The sequence below is a fragment of the Pseudoalteromonas sp. A41-2 genome (assembly GCF_015767615.1).
Taxonomy (GTDB): Bacteria; Pseudomonadota; Gammaproteobacteria; order Enterobacterales; family Alteromonadaceae; genus Pseudoalteromonas; species Pseudoalteromonas lipolytica.
Genome location: NZ_CP065231.1, coordinates 1,895,082 through 1,916,781, shown reverse-complemented (window position 1 = coordinate 1,916,781; position 21,700 = coordinate 1,895,082). Strand labels below are relative to the sequence as shown.

The following is a 21,700-nucleotide window of genomic DNA, read 5'->3' as shown; positions in this document are numbered from 1 at the left end:
GACAGTTTATACGATAGCGCGCATAGTGACGTTATTAATTGTCGACAATCTAAATTCAGCACGTTTAAAGAAGTGACTATGACAGAGCAAAAAGCCAACGATAACTATAACGATATCACGATAACGACAGCGTCAGACCAAGTGTTTGTCGACATGCGCCGTGAAATAGTTCAAGGCACTATTGAACAGGGTAGTAAAATTTCTGAGCCTGAACTTGCGAAGCGTTATGGTGTTAGTCGCGCTACATTACGTGAAGCACTTAATCGTTTAGAAAGTTGCTACTTAGTTGAACGTAAAGCAAACGTGGGTTGTCGTGTTGTGGCACTGACTGCTGAGCGACTTATTGAAGTGTATCAGGTTCGCAGTGCGCTTGAAGGGCTTGCGTGTCGTTTAGCTGCCGACAATATGGAGCCACAAGAAGTGCAAGGTTTAAAGCAGTTACTTAATCAACACTTGCAAACACAACGTGTCAAAGAAGGTGAATCTTACTACCAAGAAGCGGGTGACCTTGATTTTCATTATCGCATAATCAAAGGCTCTAAAAACGCACACTTAATTCATCTTTTATGTAATGAGTTGTATCAGTTAATCCGTATGTACCGTGTACAAATGGGCATGGCGGGGCCTCGCGTATCAAAGGCTTTTGATGAGCATCTTGCAATTATTAATGCCATTGAAAATCATGATGGGGAGTTAGCTGAAATGCTAATGAAGCGCCATATAAGTGCATCTCAGGCCAATATACAGACTAAGTTTGATTTACACGCGGCAAAAAAATAGCCGAGTTGTCGTCAAACCGTCACAGATTAATTTTAAAAATTAGACACAGCCAAAGAGCTGTGACCGTTCAAAGATAGGAGTTATCCAATGTCAGCAGGATTAAAGTTCAAACAGGCGATAGCCAACAATAAGCCACTGCAAGTGGTCGGCACTGTCAATGCGTATTGTGCCATGATGGCTGAAAAAACAGGCCACCAAGCGTTATACCTCTCAGGCGCTGGTGTGGCTAATGCATCATACGGCATGCCAGATTTAGGCATGACCAGCCTAGACAACGTACTTGAAGATATTCGTCGAATTACCAGCGCTACCGACTTACCGCTTCTTGTTGATGCCGATACAGGCTGGGGCGGGGCATTTAACATTGCGCGTACAGTTAAAGAAATGACGAAAGCGGGCGCGGCGGGTTTTCATATTGAAGACCAAGTAGCACAAAAGCGCTGTGGTCATCGTCCAAATAAAGAAATCGTTTCTAAAGATGAAATGGTTGACCGTATTAAAGCCGCGGTTGATGCAAAAACGGATAGCGATTTTTACATTATGGCGCGTACTGATGCATTCCAAAAAGAAGGCCTAAATGCAGCTATCGACCGTGCAGCAGCCTGTGTTGAAGCGGGCGCTGACGCAATCTTTGCTGAAGCAGTTCATGATTTAGCCGATTATCAAGCGTTTGCGAAAGCGTTAAATGTGCCAATCCTTGCGAATATCACAGAATTTGGTCAAACACCGATTTATACCAAAGAGCAGTTAAGTGAAGTGGGTGTTGAAATGGTGCTTTACCCATTAAGTGCATTCAGAGCCATGAACAAAGCAGCACTTAACGTGTATGCATCTATTCTTAACGAAGGCTCACAACAAAGCCAAATCGATAATATGCAAACACGTGCTGAGTTATATGAGTTTTTAGACTATCACTCATATGAAAATACACTTGATAACCTTTTCTCAGCTAAAAAATCATAACGACAACATTGAAGGAGAACACTCATGGTAGATAAAGCATTAGGCGGCGCAGGTTTACGTGGTCAAGTAGCAGGTGAAACAGCTCTGTGTACGGTAGGTAAGTCAGGCTCTGGTTTAACGTATTGTGGTTATGATATTAGTGAACTGGCTGATAAAGCCCAGTTTGAAGAAGTCTCTTTTTTACTATCGCGCGGTGAATTACCAACAACCGCAGAACTTACTGAATATAAAGCTAAGTTAAAAACACTTCGTGGTTTACCAGACGCACTAAAAACAGTACTAGAAAATATTCCTAAAGATGCACACCCTATGGATGTTATGCGTACGGGTTGCTCTATGCTAGGTAACCTAGAAATGGAGCAAGATTTTAGTGAAGCCAATGATGCAATCGACCGCATGGTGGCTGTATTCCCAAGCATTATTTGTTACTGGTACCGTTTTAGTCATGACGGTGTACGTATTAATACTGAAACAGATGATGATTCGGTTGGCGCACATTTCTTACATTTGTTACATGACAAAGCGCCATCGGCATTATTTGAGCAAGTAATGAATGTTTCGCTCATTTTATACGCAGAGCACGAGTTTAATGCATCGACATTCACAGCGCGTGTGTGTGCTTCAACTTTGTCTGATATTCATTCATGTGTGACAGGTGCAATTGGTAGTTTGCGTGGTCCACTGCATGGTGGTGCGAATGAAGCTGCGATGGATATGATTGAAAGCTTTACGAGCGCCGATCAAGCTGAAGAAGCATTAATGGGCATGCTTGAGCGCAAAGATAAGATTATGGGTTTTGGTCATGCCATTTACCGCGAGTCTGACCCACGTAACGTGATCATCAAAAAATGGTCTGAAAAACTGGCAGCAGAAGTGGGTGATACTGTGTTATACCCGGTATCTGTTCGTTGTGAAGAAGTTATGTGGCGCGAGAAAAAATTGTTCTGTAACGCTGATTTCTTCCATGCATCAGCGTATCACTTCATGGACATTCCAACGAAGTTATTCACGCCTATTTTCGTGATGAGCCGTGTAACAGGTTGGACTGCTCATGTTAAAGAGCAGCGTGCTAATAACCGTATTATCCGCCCAAGCGCTGATTACACGGGCCCAGAAGCACGAAGCTATACGCCAATTTCTGAGCGTTAATAACACCAATCAAACCAATGACAGGGGCGGCCAAGCCGCCCTTTTATAAAAGGGCATAAAAACACTAAAAACAAGCCCAACTTCCTTCATCGTCACCAAGTACAAGTAGAGTCATCATGAATACAGAATTTAGAAAACCATTAGCAGGCACCGGCGTTGATTATTTTGATACTCGCGCTGCTGTTGATGCTATTAAGCCAGGCAGCTACGCCACACTTCCTTACACATCACGCGTATTAGCTGAAAACTTAGTTCGTCGCTGTGAACCTGAAATGTTAAACGATGCACTTTCGCAATTAATTGAACGTAAACGTGACCTAGATTTTCCGTGGTTTCCTGCACGTGTCGTGTGTCATGACATTTTAGGCCAAACAGCGCTGGTTGATTTAGCCGGTTTACGCGATGCAATTGCCGCGAAAGGCGGCGATCCTGCGAAAGTAAACCCAGTGGTACCTACTCAATTAATCGTTGACCATTCATTAGCAGTAGAACACGCAGGTTTTGAACCCGATGCGTTTGAAAAAAATCGCGCCATTGAAGATCGTCGTAACGATGATCGCTTTCACTTTATAAACTGGACAAAAACGGCATTTAAGAACATTGATGTTATTCCACCGGGTAACGGCATCATGCACCAAATCAACTTAGAGAAAATGTCGCCTGTTATTCAAAAACGTGATGGCGTTGCATTTCCAGATACCTTAGTCGGCACAGACAGCCATACTCCTATGGTTGATGCATTAGGCGTTATTGCTGTGGGCGTGGGCGGGCTTGAAGCTGAAAGCGTCATGCTTGGCCGTGCTTCGTACATGCGCTTACCTGATATTGTTGGTGTTGAACTTACCGGTAAACCACAACCAGGCATTACTGCAACCGATATCGTACTTGCGATCACGGAGTTTTTACGTAACGAGAAAGTTGTTTCAACTTACCTTGAGTTTTATGGTGAAGGGGCTGATGCACTGACGTTAGGTGACCGTGCAACGATTTCAAACATGACACCTGAATTTGGTGCCACAGCAGCTATGTTCTATATTGACGACAACACACTTGATTACTTGCGTCTAACCGGCCGCGAAGAAGAGCAAGTTAAGCTGGTGGAAACCTATGCAAAAGAAACTGGCTTGTGGAGCGATAGTTTAAAAACGGCTGAATATGAACGTGTTTTAACGTTCGATTTATCATCCGTTGGCCGTAATATTGCGGGCCCATCTAATCCACACCGTCGTGTTGCAACCAGTGACCTTGCTAAAGCAGGGATCACAGGGGTTGTTGAAAATGAAGCAGGCTTAATGCCTGATGGTGCATGTATTATCGCAGCAATTACGAGCTGTACTAATACCAGTAATCCGCGTAACGTGATTGCTGCTGGTTTACTTGCGCGCAATGCGAACGCGAAAGGTTTATCACGTAAACCGTGGGTTAAAACCTCTTTGGCACCAGGTTCTAAAGCGGTTAAATCATACCTTGAAGAAGCCAATTTATTACCAGAGCTTGAAAAGTTAGGCTTTGGCATTGTGGCATTTGCATGCACAACCTGTAATGGGATGAGTGGCGCGCTTGATCCTAAAATTCAACAAGAAATTATTGACCGTGACTTATACGCAACTGCTGTGTTGTCGGGTAACCGTAACTTCGATGGTCGTATTCACCCTTATGCCAAACAAGCGTTCCTTGCGTCACCTCCCTTAGTGGTTGCTTATGCCATTGCAGGTACTATTCGTTTTGACATCGAAAAAGACGTATTGGGAATCGATTCACACGGCAACGAAATCCGCTTAATGGATCTATGGCCATCAGATGAAGAAATTGATGCAGTGATTAAACAAAGCGTTAAACCTGAACAATTTAGAAAGGTTTACGAGCCTATGTTTGATTTAAGTGTTGATTATGGTGAAGACAATGACCCACTTTATCAATGGCGTCCGCAAAGCACTTATATTCGTCGCCCGCCATATTGGGAAGGTGCATTGGCTGGTGAGCGTAGTTTAACTGATATGCGTGCATTAGCTGTATTAGGTGACAATATTACGACTGATCACTTATCACCCTCGAATGCAATCTTAGCATCAAGTGCTGCGGGTGAGTACCTTGCTAAAATGGGCTTACCCGAAGAAGACTTTAACTCGTATGCTACTCACCGAGGGGATCACTTAACTGCTCAACGTGCAACGTTTGCAAACCCTAAACTATTGAACGAAATGGTTAAAGAAAATGGTGAAATAAAGCAAGGTTCTTATGCTCGTATTGAGCCTGAAGGTAAAGTGACCCGTATGTGGGAGGCTATCGAAACCTACATGGCGCGTAAACAACCACTCATCATTGTGGCGGGTGCTGATTATGGTCAAGGTTCATCACGTGACTGGGCTGCAAAAGGAGTTCGTCTTGCTGGTGTACAAGTTATCGCTGCAGAAGGCTTTGAGCGAATTCACCGCACAAACCTTATTGGTATGGGTGTGTTACCACTTGAATTTAAAGCGGGCACAACACGAACTACATTAGGCATTGATGGTAGTGAGACCTTTAGCGTTAAAGGCGAGCCAACACCTGGTGCGACATTAACTCTGCTCATTACACGCACAAGTGGTGAGGTGGTTGAAGTACCGATGACCTGTCGCTTAGACACAGCCGAAGAAGTATCAATATACTCAGCTGGTGGTGTACTTCAGCGCTTTGCTCAAGACTTTTTAGAGTCTGAGGAGCATTAATTATGGCCTTTAAACCACAAATTAAAGTGCCTGCTACTTATATGCGTGGCGGCACCAGTAAAGGGGTGTTCTTTAATTTAACTGATTTACCTGAACCTGCCCAAGAGGCAGGTGAAGCACGCGATAATTTACTTCTGCGCGTTATTGGTAGCCCAGATCCATACGGTAAACAAACGGATGGTATGGGGGGAGCTACATCAAGCACCAGTAAAACCGTTATTTTATCGAAGAGCAGCAAGGACGATCACGATGTTGATTATCTTTTTGGTCAAGTTGCTATCGATAAGGCATTCGTTGATTGGAGTGGTAACTGCGGTAACTTAACCTCTGCAGTGGGCGCATTTGCGGTGAGTAATGGCTTGGTTGATGCCAGCAAGATTCCAGATAACGGCGTTGTAGAAGTTAAAGTTTGGCAAGTAAATATTAGTAAAACCATCATTGTACATGTCCCCATTACCCATGGTGAAGTTCAAGAAACAGGTGATTTTGAACTAGATGGTGTGACATTCCCTGCAGCCGAAGTAAAGCTTGAGTTTATGGATCCGGCTGATGGTGAAGGCGCGTTATTCCCAACGGGTAATCTCGTTGATGAACTCGACGTTCCGGGCGTTGGAGTACTATCTGCGACCATGATTAATGCGGGTATTCCTACTGTATTTATTAATGCCAGTGAAATCGGTTATGACGGTACTGAGCTTCAAGATGCTATCAATAGTGATGCTTCAGTCCTTGAAAAGCTAGAAACAATTCGTGCCTATGGTGCGCTAAAAATGGGTTTAATTCAGCACGTAGAGGAAGCGAAAGCACGCCAGCATACACCCAAAGTTGCGTGGGTTGCACCCGCTAAAAGCTACCATGCATCCAGTGGAAAAGAAGTAACAGCCGACAATATTGATTTACTCGTTCGTGCTATGTCGATGGGTAAACTGCATCATGCCATGATGGGCACGGCAGCGGTTGCTATTGGCACTGCAGCTGCGATACCCGGCACCTTAGTAAATCAAGCTGCAGGTGGCGGACAGCGCCATGAAGTAAATTTTGGGCACCCATCGGGTACGTTAAAAGTGGGAGCCGCAGCAGAACGAGTTGGTGAAGATTGGCAAGTAACAAAAGCCAGTATGAGCCGCAGTGCGCGAGTACTCATGGAAGGGTGGGTAAGAGTGCCAGCTTAACAGCTTTCAGTTACAAAAAGTTACATTGTAAATGTGAATAATTGTAAACAGGGATAACGCCTTATGGCACTGTTTTTAGTTATTCACATTTCTTTTTGTAATTTACGGAGGGTTTTTATGTAACCTAATGAAAATCAATGTCTTATTTTTTATTTCTTAGATGAAATACTCTGTGTATTTCTGCATTTTATATTCCATTTTCTTATGAATGTCATAAACATCCGTTATTTTGTCACGCCATAAAAAGGAATTATGCCTGCATAGTTTCTTGGTTACGTTTAATTAATGTTTGATAATAAATTGTAACCTAGTATTTTATTACTGCTAAGCTACAGAAGTAGCCATTAAGGAGAATAACGACAATGCGAATTAATAAATTTACCCCGATAGCAGCTTCTGTTGCTTTATCACTTGGGTTAACGGGTTGCAATTGGTTTGACGACGACAATAAAAAAGAAACAGTCAAGCCGGTTCAAACATTTGAAGGTTCAGCTTCTGCAAGCTTTGGAACAGAAGTAACAGGTCGAGCTGTAAAAGGCTCATTATCAAACGCAGCGGTCGTTGTCAAAACGATGAATGATGCAGGAGAGATGATACCGGTTGCATTTCGTTTAGCAGCTTCTGCAGACGAATCGTTTACAGCAACTGCTAACACACAAGCTGAAGCTGATGCGATGGCAAAAGCAAAAGTTCTTGCTGCAAACCCAGAGTCAGTTTTAACGGCAATGAATGGTGGTTACTCACTATTTGTTGAAGATGATTTTACTGGACCATTATATATCACAGTTACAACCTCATCTGAAGGTGATGACAGTATGGTCAAATGTGACTCTTTCACAGGATGTGGCGACTACGATACAGCACCAGGTGTATCAGAAGAAGCGGGCATGGAAAATAATGGTGATAGCAACATCGATTTCGGCGAGTGGTATAAAGACGATGTAACATTGCAAGTTGTTAAATTTATAAGTGCTCCTGCTGCAGCGGCATCTGTTCGTGGTATGAGTTATGCTGACGGCGAAAATAAGTCAACTCAGTATTTTGCTAATTTAACGTTGTTTACCAGTATTGCTGCAGAGCTTCTACTTGAAGGTGCGGGTAACGGTGAAGCAATTTCTGAAGACGCAATCTCTCAAGCAAGTCTAAAAACATTAATTCAACTACTTGGTCCTGATACTGCCATTGAGGCTGCAGCCTTGTTAGCTGATATTTCAACAGGTGGTGCGGTAGATTTTACCGAACTTGAAGACGGTGATTCATTAGACGCGGGTACATTAGCGCTAATTCAAACTGCTATATCTCTACAATCAATGGCTGGCACGGGTACAAACGGTTCGCTTAATGAACTGATGTCACAGCTTGCTAAAGGTGTTTCTGATGGCAAAGTCGCCGATAATGATGATGATACTGTCAAAGCGGTTGCTGCGGCATTACAACAATCGGTAATTAATACGAGTTTAATTTTTGCAGCCCTTGTAACAGGTGAAGGTGTTGACGAAGCTTTTGCCGCGGTAGCTCAAAGCTTAGGTATAACGGACCCTGACGCTATCGCAAAACTAAAATCGAAAGCAACGAAAGCTGTTGAAAAAGTAGTAAAAGACGCTAAAAAAGCAGGCGCTGATGATGAGCTTAAAGAAACAGCTAAGAATGTAAAAGATGCGCTAAGTAAGATTGGTTGTTCTGGTGAAGAATGTGATGCTGGGGATGACTTTGATTCGAAAGCTGCACAAAAACTAAATGAAAAAGTGATTGAAGCCCAAGCTGATCTAGATGCTGTGATGGCTCTTATTGATACTGCGCAAGCGTCACTTGCCGATGTTACTGAATTAGGTGATGCAGGACTTGAGACCAATGAGCAAGTAATAGCATATAGTTCAGCGGTATATTTACTAAATGGTAATGTAGATACTTACACGGTATGGCAGAAGCAATTAAAATCAGTTAAATCTAAGATGAATGGTATTGCGAAAGCAGCTGCGGCATTTGCAGCTAAAAATAGTGATTACCAACAACTTGCAGATCAAGCTGCAAGTGTCCGTGATGCGGTAGCACAGGAATACGACAACGTTGTGTCATTGATTGCAAGTATCGAAGCTGAAGTTGTACGAGCAGATGAAGCGGTATCGGCATTAGGTTTAGAGTTTGAAGTAACGAAAGCGAATGCGGTAGCTGCAGCAGCTGCTGCACTTGAAGCCGCAACGGTTGCAATGACAGCTGATACAACTTTGGCTACTGCGATGATCGCCGTTGAAGCTGCTGATGTATCAAACCTTGAAAGTGCGACTGCGGCTTTAGAGGCAGCAGAACAAGCAATAGCGGCTGCAACAGACTCGCAAATGAAAGCTGCGGCTTCAATTTCTGCGTCTAATTTATCAACAGATGCTGCCACAGCATTCAAGAAAGTCGCCACTGAAGCTGATGATATTGCAATGGCAGATGCGCAACTCGAAACTGCAGCAGCTGAACTTAAGTCAGCCGCTATGTATGCAGAAAACGCAGATGATGCACTATTAGCAGCACAAGCGCTTTATGATACTGCTATGGATGCAATTGCTAAGTTCACAGTATTAGTCGACGTGAAAGCGGGAACAGAGACTGTTACTCAAGCAACGATTCTTACGAAGTCAGGCGGTAAAGCACTTTTTGATAAAGCTGAAGTAATCTACGACATTCTAACAGAAGCTTGGGACTTAGGTGACGAAGCCGACAATGTACAGTCTACTCGTTTCCCTGAATGGACATACAGCTTTGATAAAGATGCGTTAGAGTTATCGTTGTCTAACGACACAACATCTGAAATGATCAGTGTTAATGGTGTTATTGAAACAGATACACTTGTGTTCGCATTTGGTGGTACAGTTACCACCGAAGATGGAGTCACCGTTATCGTTGAAACGCTTGAGGATACAGCGCAAGCAACGCAAGATTGTGTTGATGTAAAAGACGGTAAGATCGCTGCAGATTTATCTGATTCATGTTTGATTGTTAAATTTAACGATGAGATATCTTCAGATACATTAGTGGATGGTGAAGTTGAAACTATCGAAGCATGGTCTCGAGTTCAAGTAACTGATGGCGATTCTGGCTTTACGGGGATGTTAAGTTTAGAAGGCTCTGATCTAACTAGTCTTGCTAATATTAAAGCATCAGGTATGACCGGTGACACTGAATTTACGGCGATGATTGGCTTAGACAGTGCTGTTGATGAGATGGAAACATACATGGTCAGCGTAGAGCTTCATAACGATATTGCTTATATGATGTCACTCAGTGCTGTTGAAAGTGCTGACTTCTCTGGTTCTGTTGATGCATTATATTCAGGGAAAATGATGAAGTTTGGTACAGTGACTGAAATTACCAATGGTATCTCTATAGAATATATTGATGGTGAAGTTATTGACTACACTGATATTAGTTTTTTAGACATGACTAAGTAATAACGCAGTATAAAAAAGAGGGGAGCTTGCTCCCCTTTATAATAATAAGTGGATAAACTATGAAAAAAACACTACTTGTTATGGCTATAACAAGCTCTTTATTTTCTTCCTTTACAGCTGCCGCAGAGCCAACTACTTTTTTCACCACCCTAGATGCAGAAGTTTACACTGAATCTCAACCTGTAAAGTCTTTTATAGATGACTTTGATGCTCCTTTAAAAAGCGGAGATAGTGCGTTTACTTTTAATATTTTTGAGTTAGGTATTAAAACCCGAAATTATACAGTGGGTGTACAAAGTCGATTTGATTACTTGCTTGAATTTGATCCTGATACCGCACGATACTTACACACAGAAAAAAATGATCTGCCGTTTGAAGAACGTGATTATCGTTATTTTTTAGACGGCAAACAAGCAACTACTAATGGTGTTTTTGTCGCTTATGATTTTAAATTTTTAGATAATAATGCGCTGACAATTACCCCCAAAATCACCATTTTTTCAAGTGCACATTTCCAAGACGCCAAGGTCGATGGCACGGTGTTTAGTGATGAAATTCAAGGAGCTTTGGAGGTTGATTATTATTACTCTAAGGACCTACTTTTTAAGCGATTTACTTCAGATGAAAACCCGACCGGTTTAGGCTATAGCTTCGATCTAAATATTAATTGGCAAATTACACCAGAGCTGGAGTTGAATGTACAAGCTCAAGACCTCGCGTATGAAACAGAATATAAAGAGGCGGGTTTTGTTCAAGGCTATACAACCGAAGTGCCATTCACTGAAAGTGAGAGTGGTAGCATCATTACTGAGCCTACAATAAGGCTTACTACCTCAGCGAATGGTCATGAGGTTGATCATACATTTGAAATGCCAGTACGACTAAAAGCATCATTAAATTATCGTATTAACAACGCATTCTCTGCGCATTTAATGGCTAAACAAATAAAAAGTGACACGTTTACTCAAGTAACTGGACGCTATCATTTTGCAGATACATGGAAACTACTTGGTGGATATGAGAGTAACAGCCAGGCATTTTTAGTCGGAATCGAAAATGAATATATAGGGTTAACTTTGCAAACTGATAGCTTAGATTTAGACGAAGCATATTATGCAAATTTGAATTGGTTTGTTAGAGTGAATTTCTAAGGATAAAGCATGGTAAAAAGAATAGCGCCCTTAGGCATTTTTTTATTTTTGGTAGGATGCGGAGGCTCATCAGAGCAAAACATCGTACCCGAACAAGTCGTGATTAAAACTACCTCGACAGCAAACTTCTACATTGCGCCATGGCAGTCAAATGCTGGCACGCTGATACTTACAAATAACGCAAGTGGTGAACGACAAACGTTTGAAACTTCAGATCTCAATAGTTTAGATATCTCACTAACGAGTCTAGCAAATTATTCAGTTGAGTTTGTATCAAATGATGACTTTGTTTTGTGTCCAAGTTATGAAGGGTGCGGCAGAACGTATCGTGACAATCCTGATGACATAAACGCAAATCGTCAAATTGATTTTGAAGAAGTTTTACCGCTTTCGTTAGATTACAGTGCGTCATTTTTTGCAGCTCCTGGTGAAAATAGGCTCTTTTTATCGCCAGTCAGTGCCGTAATTAGCGCTCAAAAGTTAGATGTTACATCACAGAGCGTTAGCGCAACTCCATTTTATCATTTAACACATAGCCAATTGAATGATTCATTAGAAGCTGAACTATTAACTAACGCGTTAAGTTTTGGAGTCATTTTAAAGCGTGCGGCTGAATTAGAAGCAAACTTATCGCAACCTGAGCTTATTGAACTTGAAAGCCAGGCGCAAATTTCACGCTTCCCTGAGTACGCGCAGTATGCAAATCGTTATATTCGTGAAAATTTATTGAATGTAAAAGGAAATCAACTTATTCAAACGGTTGTGGGGAATTTAAAGCAACGTTTAGTTGGATTAGGCAAGGTTTCTGAACTTTCAGCATTGGATGAACAACCTCCCATACTTCAATCGCGCGAATTATTGGATGATATTCGTAATGTTATCGGCGTCGTAAGGTTACAAGAACAACAATACAGCGCTGAGTTGTCGTCACATTTAAATGGCTTCACGAATGCATTGGATGATGATTCACAGTCGGTTGTAGTTGCATTAGCAAATGTACTATTTGATGTTCTCTCAAATGTATCGCCCGCAGATGATACCTTACCGGGACTTTATACTGTAAATGGTCTTACAGTGCAGTATCAACATTCCCCTTATCGATGGTCAATTTCAGGGCAATACGATGGCATCGATGTGAATATGGATATAAACGTTCCTCAATGGCGGATTAGTAGTCTACTAGGAAATCAAATAACAGGCGTTATGAGCGCCCAAATGAGCAGCAATGAGACTCAGTTATTGGTTGATGTTAGTGAGTTACTGTTATCGTTTGATGGAACGGATGATCCCTTTACAATTTTAAGTGAGGATTCTACTGGTGAAGGGACTCTTAATACAGATATTACCTTAGTAAAAAAAGACAGCGAACTTGTAGGAAATCTAAACTTGACACTTAATCGCTTTGTGTCACCGTTTGAAGAATTGCTTACTATTGTATCTGACTTTGATCTTGATGGTGAGTTTTCAACCGCGTCGAAAACAACATCATTTAATCTTCAGGCTATTGAGGCTACGCCTTTTATAAATGAGGAAACTGAAAATCTTGTTTTCGCATTACATTTAGGCACGCCACTAAATGGTGCTACAGATTTTGAGTTTGGCTTTGTTGGTAAGTTAACTGCTTTAGCGCAGTTGACGAATACAGATATATTTATCAAGCAGAATAGCCGAGCACTGGATATTAACCTACGAACTGTTGGTAATAATGTAAACGCGGTTATCAAAGGTGCTGATGGCCGATGGTTAGATTTGAAACAAAAAGGACGTAATTTTAGTGGTGGACTTTATTTTGGAGATACCCAGATTGGTGATGTTACTACTGTGAGGGGGGCACCCGGTATCTTGTTCCCTGATGGTACGTTTGAATCATTATTTTAAGTTAAGAAGCGGCATTCATGCCGCTTTTTCGACTCCATAGCATTGCTGTTTCATCTTTTTAATGAAGTTTTCAAATTGGCCGCTTTGTCGTTTTTGCTTGATCTCGTCATTTAAATCTTTCAGTACTTTTTGCCAGTGTGGTGTTGATTTACTAATAGAAAAATAGAGGGGCTTATATTCAAGTTTTGGTTCAAGCGCAACCAATGATTCAATGATTTGTCTTTTGCCATTAATCGATAACTCTGATTTATAAACACTGGCTTTAAGCACTTCAAGATCTGCAACAATGAGACTAACGCGATTGCTTAGTAGTAGGTGGATAAGTTGGTACTCATTGTTTGCAACGATGGTGTCAATTTGTTTATTATCAATCATTTCATCAAGTTGCTGAGTGTTTTTGTAAGATCTGACAACGCCAATCACCTGGTCTTTAACAGAGTTTAGGTCGCCATTAAAACGAATTTGGTTTCCTTTCAAGGCAACAAATGAGAGGTCCCCACCAGGAATCGGCTGGCTGAGAGCTAATAACTCGTTGCGTGTCTTGTCTAAAAAGTTATCTGAAATAACCGTACTTTCAATAAAGTATTCAGGGAAAAGGATGTCTGCTTTGCCAAGCTCTGCTTCCCTCACTGCCCGTGCCCACGGGTAGAAGCCGATATAGACGCCATAGCCTTTTTTAAGCAAAGATTGAATTGTAAACTGGTAAAGCCAGCCTTTGTTACATAAGTTTTCATCGATATAGGGTGGCCAATCAAGCGTAACAAGCCTTAATACATGTTCGGCATTTACGTTGTAACCATAGCCGTCTTTGTAGCGTATCGCATTTTTGGTAATGACTTCTCCATCTTTTTCATAGGTCACGGGTGTAAGCATTGCAACCACTTGAGTAGAGAAGAAAAAAAAGAGCATTACTAATAATTTCATATTTTTTCTAAGCATTTGTTATGTATATAAAGCTTAGCCTCTTGTTGCAAATATACAACATCGAAAAGTAACCGTGTAAATAGAATATACGCTTAATCGAGTTGGCAGAATTAAAAGCAGGGAATAAAGGGCCGATGCACCCGTTTTTAATCACTGCTATCAGAGGCTGAACTAGGGCGAGCATTCGTATCGAGTAAATTGAGTCCACTTTTAAAATTAACGTTGTTTTTGTTACAAAACGATCACGTAAAAAATTATAATATTATAACGTCAAGAAGATTAGGAATTATGATGATATTTAAAAGGATATTGGGTGTATTATTTTTTGTTGTTTGCGGTGTATTTACTCAAAGTAGTTTAGCGAATATACACGCTGGGAATGAAGTCTTTATCACGAAAATAGATGAAGGCGTTTGGTTGCATACCTCTTTTTATGTTTATCCTAACGGGACAACATTCCCTTCGAATGGTTTGATTGTCAGGGAGGGGCAAAGTTTAACCCTGATCGACACAGCGTGGGGAGAGTTACAAACACAACAGTTATTAAGCGTCATTAACACAGAAATAAACTTGCCGATAACCAAGGCACTTGTCACTCATGCACATGCAGACCGAGCTTCAGGGGTTGATGTATTAGAAGCGCGTGGTATCAAAGTGTATTCTCACCCTTTGACGCAGCAATTGACAATAGAGCAAGGGACTGCTGTGCCAAACAATGTGATAGCCGAACTTGCGACAGTCGGTGCACAGGTGAAATTTGGCTCATTGAATGTGTTTTTCCCAGGCCCAGGTCATGCGATGGATAATATAATGGTATGGTTACCAGATAAACGTATCTTATACGCAGGCTGTGCGGTTCGTGCATTACAGTCTAACTCTGTAGGGAATATAGCCCATGGAGATATTCATTCATGGCTGAAAATTACTCAGCAGTTGAAGAATGATTACCAAAAATTACGAATAGTGGTTCCCGGACACGGTGAAATAGGCGGGGTTGACTTATTGAGCCACACCGAAAAACTCATTCTCAATCAACTTAAGTAACGTCAAAACGTTGGGTTTTTAATAAAATTGTTAGGAATATTTCGCAATGATTAAAAGCCCAAAGGCCCCGTTTATCCCCCTTTTTTTTACGCGTTAGAAAACCTAAATTCTGTCGCTAACCCTCTTTTATCTGAATCCAGTCTCGCTTTGTATTGTTTGAAACTCGCTTTGCCGAATTTGACTAGTAATGAAAAATGCTCCTTTAGATACTGTTAATTAAACGTAAAGACTTTAACACTAGAACACACATTAAAAAGGTCGAATATGCACACAATAAATAAAAAAGCTGTTGCTATCGCTGTCGCATTAGCATGCTCATTACCGGTATATGCACAAAATAATGATCAGCAAGATTCAAAGTCTAAAGACGTTGAACAGCAGAATAGTGGGTTAGAAATTATCTCAGTAACGGCAACAAAACGTAAAACCAAATTGATGGAAACACCGGTGGCCATCACTGCACTTACAGAGGCTGAGCTTAAAAAAAATGGTGTAAATAACATAAAGGATATAGCGAACTTGGTGCCTAGCTTAGATATTTCTACAGCAACGGATCAATCTGCTCCTGTTATTTCAATGCGAGGCGTGCGTTCAACTAACTTAACTGAGTTAGGGGACCCTGCTGTTGGTGTTCATTTAGATGGTATTTATTCACCAAGAATGCAAGGTGCGCTTGCTCTGATGTATGATATTGACCGTGTTGAGGCGCTTCGTGGACCACAAGGTACTTTATTTGGCCGAAACTCGACGGTGGGAAGTATCAATGTGATTTCCGCCAAGCCTGAATTTGAAAACCAATATGGGCAGTTGAATATTGAAGCGGGCAAGTTTAATAGCCGCAGTATTGATGGCCTTATCAATATTCCAGTAACTGAAGAGTTTGCAGTTCGTTTTTCAGCTAAAGGCCTAAAGCGTGACTCTTACCTAGAGGGGTACTATGACCCTAACCAATATGACACGCGCCGACTTTCTGATGAGGTTTTAAATGCCCCTGTAATCTCTGAAGATTCATACCAAGGTGTTGGACAAACAGTGACACAAAGAGAAAACTGGTGGATTGATGGCGCAGGAACCGATCCAGAGGCTCAAAAAGTTCGTCAGTTAACAGCTGCAGATAAAAGTGATTTCTACAATAACGCAGATGAATATTCTTTCCGTATAAGTACACTTTGGGAGCCGTTGGATGGCAATTTTTCAAACCACACCGTTTTCCAAAAATATGTAAACGATAGCAATAATAACCTTGATTTAGTTAACTGCGATAAGTTACGTGGAAGGCCCGCTGAAATGGGAGGTGATTGTACGAATTTCCTACCGAGTGATAACACGTATCAAGCCGTAGTTAATGTGCCTGGAAAGTTGAATCTAGACATAACATACCTTCGTAATACCTTTAACTACACCATAAATGATCAATATGATCTGGTGTGGTTAGTGGGATATGAAGATATGGAAAGGTCTTCAGCACAAGATAGCGAAGTTGGTTTAGACCCTTGGGATGGCGCTACTTATTTCCTAGATGGCACCGGAGCAGAATCATTTTCTACAGAATTACAACTGCAATCAGATGAATACGGCGACTTTATTTGGATTGTGGGTGCCAATTATTTTCATGAAAAAACAACCACAGTTGGTTATTACGATAATCCAATGGATGATAAAGCATTTTGGGACCAGCCAGACCGTTCAACAGATGCGTATGCTTTGTTTGGCCAAGGCACTTATAAATTAACTGAAAAGTTGCATGCGACATTTGGTTATCGCTTTAGTGATGAAACGAAGCAGGATAAAGGCGGTCGTACCTATCGTTGTTCAAATGCTGATGGCTGTGCTGTTGGTTGGTTAAATAGAACAGAGCTTAACAATCAACCTGTCGATTATTATGAAGATCCGTCTATTTATGCGTCGTACTTTGAAAACGACAATAAAGGAAGTTGGCAGCATCATGATTTTCGTGTTGGCTTAGATTATGACATCTCCGAAGAAACAATGCTCTATGCCTACCTTGCAAGCGGATTTAAAGCGGGTGGTATTGGTGATGTTTACGAAGTGGTTAATGATAGAACGGGTGAAGTAACTCGGTTTGAAACAAAGTTTGATCCCGAAGAAGTGCTGACCTGGGAATTCGGCGCAAAGTCTAGCTTTTTTGATAATTCATTGAACCTAAAAGCTGCATTTTTCTATACAGATTATACAGATATGCAGTATGCGTCAGTGGGATCAATTGGTAATGTTGAGCGCTTGTCTGTTGTTGAAGATGAGGATGGGGCACCTGTAATCGGTGAAGATGGTCAGCCAATTCTTGATTATCAGAATCAGCCTGTGATTGCTTATTATACTCAAAACGTTCCGGGCTCTACGATTAAAGGTCTTGAGTTTGAATTTGATTGGAAACCTTATCCAAATGGGCGAATTACTGGTTATGTGACCTGGACTGAGGCAAAAATTACGGAAGATTGGCACACTAAATGGGATTATGATTCTGAGTATTTGTTTAATATTTCTTATGAAGAATCTAAAGACCCTGAAAATACATTGCTAACGACTAACCTTAGAGGTAATAACTTAGCAATGACGCCAAAATACACGGCTAACATTAGTTATACACATACCTTTGATCTGGGCGAATATGGATTTATTCATGGTTGGTTTAATGCCAGCTGGAAAGATAAAGCGTATACCACCGTGTGGAATCTCGATAAGCATTTGGATGATATGGACTTTGCAGTTTCAGACGAAGCAACTAAATACATAGACGATAGCCGCGATGCCTTTGCTGTATACAATGCCTCTTTAAAATACGAGCCAAAAGAGAAAAACTGGTATGCAGAAATGTTCATCAATAATGCATCTGATGAGACGATTCAATACTGGAACAATACCAGCAAAGGTATTCCTAAGGGCAGCTTTGGCATGCCTAGGTATTATGGTGTAAGAGCTGGATTTTCATTCTAACCCCTCTATTTTACGCTCCCATATTTTTAATATGGGAGCCAAATTATTTAAGGCATAACAATGAAAAAACTGTTTCTTAGTGCATTATTGGGCTGCACATCTTTAGTCGCTACCCACGCGAATGCTAATTATTTTAAAGATAATTTTTCATGGGGATATGATAGCTCTGTTTGGACTGCACGTACTGGCAGTAATGGCACACCCTTTGGTTGCGCATTTAAAACTGATTTACTAAATCCCAGTGAGCATGGTTTAACGTTGTCATTAGCACAAGGCTCATGTTCAGAACTACAAAGCAACCATTTTTATGGGTACGGTAAAGTTCAGGGAAGATTAAAATCTGGCAATGTGGCGGGCACTGTTTCATCAATTTTTACCTATACATCGTGGTGGGATAGCCCTGGCCGAGCGTGGCAAGAAATTGATATTGAATTGCTTCCTTCGTTAGGTAATGTTGTTCATACAAATGTGATTTATCAACCGCAAGGTGGTCAATACCAAAGTTGGGAAAAGGATATTGACTTAAGTCAGTATGGGCTAGATTACCGAGAAAACTTGCTGACTATTGGCTTTGATTGGTCAAGCAATGCCATTCGCTGGTATTTATTCGATGCCAATGGCCATGAGCAAACGATCCGAACGGTGTATAAAGAAAACGGAGATGGTCATTTAGCAGAGAATGAAATTCCAGCTTACGCGTGGCCCATCGATAATAGCAAAATTATGATTAATCATTGGCATGGTGATAATTCTGTCGAAGCAAATTATTTCCCAGGTCAATATTATGGCGCTTCATCTTGGGTATATTACGATTTTATTGAATACATACCGCGTTGATTTTCTCTGTAATTAATTGTTCTTATAGGTTTTTGATGTCTAAATTTAAATTTTTAAAGTTACTGTTTTGCCCACTCTTTTTAACCGGCGTTGTTCATAGCCCATTGTCGTATGGTGTAGAAACGGGCAGTGTAAAATGGCCAAATGTTAATACGAAACTAAAACGCGATCCTGCAGTTGAAAAGCATATAGATAAACTGCTAGCCACGATGACAATTGAGCAAAAAGTAGCACAAATGGTTCAGCCAGAGATTGGCTATTTAACGGTTGAGCAAATGCGTAAGTATGGCTTCGGTTCATATTTAAATGGTGGGAACACGGCCCCTTATGGCAATAAACGTGCTTCAATGGACATGTGGTTAAAGTACGCTGATGAGATGTATCTCGCTTCAATGGACGCATCTGTCGATGGTATTGCTATTCCGACTATTTGGGGTACCGATGCCATGCATGGCCACAGTAATGTTTATGGCGCAACGTTGTTTCCACATAATATTGGACTTGGCGCAGCTAGAGATACTGATTTGATTAAGCGAATCGGTCAAGCGACAGCTAAAGAAGTTGCTGCAACAGGAATTGAATGGAGCTTTGCACCAACCGTTGCTGTAGTAAGGGATGACCGTTGGGGGAGAACGTATGAAAGTTATTCAGAAAATCCAGATTTAGTAAAAGAATATGCTGCAGAGATGGTGATTGGTATCCAAGGAGAAATCGGCAACGACTTTTTGAAAAATACCAAGCGAATTGCAACAGCCAAACACTTTGTTGGTGACGGTGGTACAGAGCGCGGTATAGACCGTGGCAACACCATTATCGACGAGCAAGGATTAAAAGTGATTCATAGTCCGGGCTATTTTTCAGCCATTAATGAGGGTGTGCAATCGGTCATGGCCTCTTTTAATAGTTGGAATGGTCAACGCGTCCACGGTGATAAGTATTTATTAACAGAGGTACTGAAAAACCAAATGGGCTTTGATGGTTTCGTTGTTAGCGACTGGAATGCGCATAAATTTGTTGAAGGGTGCGATCTTGAGCAATGTGCTGCTGCCATAAATGCGGGTGTTGATGTCATAATGGTGCCTGAACACTTTGAAGCTTTTTATCATAATACGGTTAAGCAAGCGAAAGAAGGTGTGATACCAGAGGCTAGAATAAATGATGCGGTTAGACGTTTTCTGAGAGCTAAAATTAGATGGGGAGTGTTTGCAAAGGGTAAACCTTCATTACGACCTGAGTCGCAACACCCTGAATGGTTAGGTGCTCAACCACATCGAGAGTTAGCTAGAGAGGCAGTGCGAAAGTCTCTTGTACTACTTAAAAATAACAATAATGTACTGCCAATTAATGCTAAAAGTCGCGTTCTCGTTGCCGGAAACGGTGCTGACAATATTGCTAAGCAAGCTGGTGGATGGAGTGTCTCATGGCAGGGAACGGACAACACCAATGATGACTTCCCCAATGCAACCTCTATCTTTGCGGGTCTAAAATCACAAATTGAAAAGGCGGGTGGTGACGTTGAGTTTGATGAATTTGGTGATTATTCTGTTAAGCCTGATGTCGCGATTGTCGTAATTGGTGAAGAACCTTATGCCGAATGGTTTGGTGACATTGAGTACCTAGAGTATCAATATGAAACCAAAAAAGATTTAGCATTATTGAAGACGCTTAAGGCAAAAGGTATTCCAGTTGTTACTGTATTTTTAACGGGTCGTCCACTTTGGGTAAATAAAGAGCTGAATGCATCAGATGCTTTTGTGGCTGCGTGGTTACCGGGGTCAGAAGGTGAAGGTATTGCTGATATTTTATTAACCAATGAAAAAGGCGCTATTCAGTATGATTTCACAGGGAAATTGAGTTTTTCTTGGCCAAAATATGATAACCAATATTCGTTAAATATTGGCGACGAAAATTACCAACCATTATTTGAGTATGGTTATGGTTTAACATACGATGATACGGTTAACTTACCTGTGTTAACCGAAAAAACGACACCGAGGAAAGTGGCAAGTACAGATTCGAAAGCGTTGTTTGTAAGAAGTTTATCTGACAACTTAGTGTGGACTCTTCAAGCTGGCCAAACTGATAAAGTCATTACCAAAAATTCATCGGCTACAAGTACTGATGGTATGAGTTTGTTGATGCAATCGGTGAATTTATCTTATCAAGAAGATGCGCGACAATTTATTTGGCGTTCTGGAACAGATAAAGCGACATTTGCTTTAGCGTATCAAAAACCAGAAAAAATGAGTGAGATGTATCAGTCAGGTTACTTAACACTGAAGATGCGAATTAATAAGTCACCCGGTGAACATACTGATTTACAGGTTATGTGTTCTCAGAAACAGTGTTTACGGAAGGTTAGTTTTTCTTCATTTGATGCGATACTGAGTGATAAAAAATGGCATACCTTGGCAATACCGTTAAGCTGTAACGTTGAGGGTACTGAGTCGAAAGCGATAACTGAGGTTTTGAAAGTTGAAGCAAACGAAGCGAGTATCGCCTTCGCAGACATTGGTTTAACGATTAAACCTAACAGTGATGCTGTTGTGGTAAAATGCAGTAATTAAATTTGGAGCAAAGCAGTGGGGTTGATAGCCCGACTGCTTTGCTTTTTGGATAAATGATTTGAATACATCGAACCCTCGTAGCCAGTTATTTTGGTTATTTCAAATTTGCGGTTGGCTAGTTTACGCGATTCTGAC

At 41.2% G+C, this 21,700-nt stretch carries 13 protein-coding genes; 12 read left to right on the top strand and 1 reads right to left on the bottom strand.

Translation table 11 applies throughout. The annotated features are described in order from the left end of the window. The first annotated feature begins 78 nt into the window (after positions 1-78). The 8 genes from IT970_RS08760 (at position 79) to IT970_RS08725 (ending at position 13,238) form a co-directional block, all read left to right on the top strand. On the top strand, positions 79-780 hold the full coding sequence (locus IT970_RS08760) for a GntR family transcriptional regulator (RefSeq protein WP_036968009.1): 702 nt from the start codon (positions 79-81) through the stop codon (positions 778-780). 87 nt (positions 781-867) lie between these two features. Then, the gene (prpB, locus tag IT970_RS08755) at positions 868-1,743 is read left to right on the top strand and encodes a methylisocitrate lyase (RefSeq protein WP_036968012.1); all 876 of its coding nucleotides are present in this window, start codon (positions 868-870) and stop codon (positions 1,741-1,743) included. A gap of 24 nt (positions 1,744-1,767) precedes the next feature. Next, the gene (gene prpC, locus IT970_RS08750; RefSeq protein ID WP_196857220.1) at positions 1,768-2,892 is read left to right on the top strand and encodes a bifunctional 2-methylcitrate synthase/citrate synthase; all 1,125 of its coding nucleotides are present in this window, start codon (positions 1,768-1,770) and stop codon (positions 2,890-2,892) included. A 116-nt stretch (positions 2,893-3,008) separates the two neighbouring features. Further along, complete coding sequence (gene acnD / locus IT970_RS08745) at positions 3,009-5,600, top strand: Fe/S-dependent 2-methylisocitrate dehydratase AcnD (RefSeq protein ID WP_036968020.1); 2,592 nt, start codon at positions 3,009-3,011, stop codon at positions 5,598-5,600. 2 nt (positions 5,601-5,602) lie between these two features. Then, positions 5,603-6,772, top strand: a complete 1,170-nt coding sequence (gene prpF / locus IT970_RS08740) for a 2-methylaconitate cis-trans isomerase PrpF (RefSeq protein ID WP_196857219.1) — start codon at positions 5,603-5,605, stop codon at positions 6,770-6,772. A 362-nt stretch (positions 6,773-7,134) separates the two neighbouring features. Then, a complete protein-coding gene (locus IT970_RS08735; RefSeq protein ID WP_196857218.1) occupies positions 7,135-10,209 on the top strand; it encodes a hypothetical protein in 3,075 nt (1,024 codons plus the stop codon). Between the two features lie 59 nt (positions 10,210-10,268). Beyond that, positions 10,269-11,360 carry a hypothetical protein gene (locus IT970_RS08730; protein ID WP_075593509.1) on the top strand — a complete coding sequence of 364 codons (1,092 nt, stop codon included), beginning with the start codon at positions 10,269-10,271 and terminating at the stop codon, positions 11,358-11,360. Between the two features lie 9 nt (positions 11,361-11,369). Then, a complete protein-coding gene (locus IT970_RS08725) occupies positions 11,370-13,238 on the top strand; it encodes a hypothetical protein (RefSeq protein ID WP_196857217.1) in 1,869 nt (622 codons plus the stop codon). A 15-nt stretch (positions 13,239-13,253) separates the two neighbouring features. On the opposite strand, the gene IT970_RS08720 is transcribed toward IT970_RS08725, so the two are convergent. Continuing rightward, complete coding sequence (locus tag IT970_RS08720) at positions 13,254-14,162, bottom strand: substrate-binding periplasmic protein (RefSeq protein WP_196857216.1); 909 nt, start codon at positions 14,160-14,162, stop codon at positions 13,254-13,256. A 288-nt stretch (positions 14,163-14,450) separates the two neighbouring features. Here IT970_RS08720 and bla point away from each other — a divergent pair, with 288 nt between their 5' ends. The 4 genes from bla (at position 14,451) to IT970_RS08700 (ending at position 21,565) form a co-directional block, all read left to right on the top strand. Beyond that, positions 14,451-15,206, top strand: coding sequence for a subclass B1 metallo-beta-lactamase (bla, locus tag IT970_RS08715; protein WP_196857215.1), 756 nt, complete (start codon positions 14,451-14,453; stop codon positions 15,204-15,206). Between the two features lie 264 nt (positions 15,207-15,470). Next, a complete protein-coding gene (locus IT970_RS08710) occupies positions 15,471-18,161 on the top strand; it encodes a TonB-dependent receptor (protein WP_036968029.1) in 2,691 nt (896 codons plus the stop codon). A gap of 60 nt (positions 18,162-18,221) precedes the next feature. Further along, positions 18,222-18,998: a family 16 glycosylhydrolase gene (locus IT970_RS08705; RefSeq protein ID WP_196857214.1), complete on the top strand. Its 777-nt coding sequence runs from the start codon at positions 18,222-18,224 to the stop codon at positions 18,996-18,998. A gap of 35 nt (positions 18,999-19,033) precedes the next feature. Beyond that, positions 19,034-21,565: a glycoside hydrolase family 3 protein gene (locus IT970_RS08700; protein ID WP_196857213.1), complete on the top strand. Its 2,532-nt coding sequence runs from the start codon at positions 19,034-19,036 to the stop codon at positions 21,563-21,565. The last annotated feature ends 135 nt before the right edge of the window (positions 21,566-21,700 follow it).

What these genes read in the sequence shown, in the direction of transcription:
- prpF (WP_196857219.1), top strand. Translation starts at nt 5,603, where the DNA reads ATGGCCTTTAAACCACAAATTAAAGTGCCTGCTACTTATATGCGTGGC.
- acnD (WP_036968020.1), top strand. Translation starts at nt 3,009, where the DNA reads ATGAATACAGAATTTAGAAAACCATTAGCAGGCACCGGCGTTGATTAT.
- IT970_RS08700 (WP_196857213.1), top strand. Translation starts at nt 19,034, where the DNA reads ATGTCTAAATTTAAATTTTTAAAGTTACTGTTTTGCCCACTCTTTTTA.
- IT970_RS08705 (WP_196857214.1), top strand. Translation starts at nt 18,222, where the DNA reads ATGAAAAAACTGTTTCTTAGTGCATTATTGGGCTGCACATCTTTAGTC.
- prpB (WP_036968012.1), top strand. Translation starts at nt 868, where the DNA reads ATGTCAGCAGGATTAAAGTTCAAACAGGCGATAGCCAACAATAAGCCA.
- bla (WP_196857215.1), top strand. Translation starts at nt 14,451, where the DNA reads ATGATGATATTTAAAAGGATATTGGGTGTATTATTTTTTGTTGTTTGC.
- IT970_RS08760 (WP_036968009.1), top strand. Translation starts at nt 79, where the DNA reads ATGACAGAGCAAAAAGCCAACGATAACTATAACGATATCACGATAACG.
- IT970_RS08730 (WP_075593509.1), top strand. Translation starts at nt 10,269, where the DNA reads ATGAAAAAAACACTACTTGTTATGGCTATAACAAGCTCTTTATTTTCT.
- IT970_RS08735 (WP_196857218.1), top strand. Translation starts at nt 7,135, where the DNA reads ATGCGAATTAATAAATTTACCCCGATAGCAGCTTCTGTTGCTTTATCA.
- prpC (WP_196857220.1), top strand. Translation starts at nt 1,768, where the DNA reads ATGGTAGATAAAGCATTAGGCGGCGCAGGTTTACGTGGTCAAGTAGCA.
- IT970_RS08725 (WP_196857217.1), top strand. Translation starts at nt 11,370, where the DNA reads ATGGTAAAAAGAATAGCGCCCTTAGGCATTTTTTTATTTTTGGTAGGA.
- IT970_RS08710 (WP_036968029.1), top strand. Translation starts at nt 15,471, where the DNA reads ATGCACACAATAAATAAAAAAGCTGTTGCTATCGCTGTCGCATTAGCA.
- IT970_RS08720 (WP_196857216.1), bottom strand. Translation starts at nt 14,162, where the DNA reads ATGAAATTATTAGTAATGCTCTTTTTTTTCTTCTCTACTCAAGTGGTT.